The following is a 1,027-nucleotide window of genomic DNA, read 5'->3' on the forward strand; positions in this document are numbered from 1 at the left end:
TGGAGCGGGACGCCGACGGGTCCTACAGCATCGGTCTGCGGCTGTGGGAGGCGGCGACGCTGGCGCCGGTGGCCGGTCGGCTGCGCGAGATCGCGTTGCCGTTCATGCAGGACCTGTACGAGGTGACCCGCGAGAACATCCACCTCGCCGTGCACGACGGCTTCGACGCGCTGTACGTGGAGAAGCTCTCCGGTCACCGCTCGGTGCCGGTGATCTCGCGGATCGGCGCCCGGCTGCCGATGCACTCGACGGGGGTCGGCAAGGCGCTGCTCGCCCGCGCCGACCCGTCGTTCGTGCGCAGCTACCTCGAACGCCCGCTGCACCGCTTCACGCGCTACACGATCACCGAGCGGGCCCGGCTGCTGCGCGAACTCCGTGCCACGGCGGAACGCGGGTACGCGCTGACCAACGAGGAGATGACGCTGGGCTCGTGCTCGGTGGCCGTCGCGATCCCGGCGGAGGACCACGAGCCGGCCGGCGCGCTGGGCATCGTGGTCCGCTCGGTCCGGACGGACCTGCACCGCCTGGTCCCCGACCTGCGTGCCGCCGCCGAGCAGATCGCCCGACGCCTGGACGACGCGGTGGAACGCGCGGTCCGCCCGACCTGAGCGTTGAACTCAAGTGTTCTGGACGTAGGGCTCTCGCGCTCTGAACGTTGGACTCTCGCGGTCTGAAGGTAGGACTCTCGGGCGGCGGCCGGGTGGGTGGGCTCGCGGGAGGCGGTCAGGCGGTGGCGTAGGCGGGCAGCCGGAGGGCGGTGTGGGCCGGGCGGGCGGTGTCGGCGGGCAGGGCGGTGCGACCGCGCAGGGCGGCGTTGCGCCGGGCCAGTGCCTCGGCCGTCTCGGGGAAGAGGGTGGTGCCGCCCTCGGTGACCAGCGCCTGGTTCAGCTCGACGAACGGGCGCGTGGTCCGCTCGTACGCGGCGAATGCGCTCGCGTGGTCGGGCCGGGTGGCCAGTTCACCGGCGAGCTCGTACGCGCCGACCAGGGCGAGTCTGGAGCCCTGGCCGGTGAGTAACGACGGTGCG

The 1,027-nt window shown here is 73.0% G+C and carries 1 protein-coding gene and 1 pseudogene; one reads left to right on the forward strand and one right to left on the reverse strand.

The genetic code is table 11. From position 1 onward, the window contains the following. A partial coding sequence (locus AB0G02_RS42150) for an IclR family transcriptional regulator (RefSeq protein WP_360806777.1) occupies positions 1–608 on the forward strand: 608 nt, incomplete at its 5' end. 115 nt (positions 609–723) lie between these two features. Here the strand turns inward: AB0G02_RS42150 and AB0G02_RS42155 are convergent. Continuing rightward, positions 724–1,027: pseudogene (locus AB0G02_RS42155) on the reverse strand (FAD-dependent oxidoreductase); the annotation flags it as partial.

It is taken from the genome of Actinosynnema sp. NPDC023658, from assembly GCF_040639995.1.
Taxonomy (GTDB): domain Bacteria; phylum Actinomycetota; class Actinomycetes; order Mycobacteriales; family Pseudonocardiaceae; genus Actinosynnema.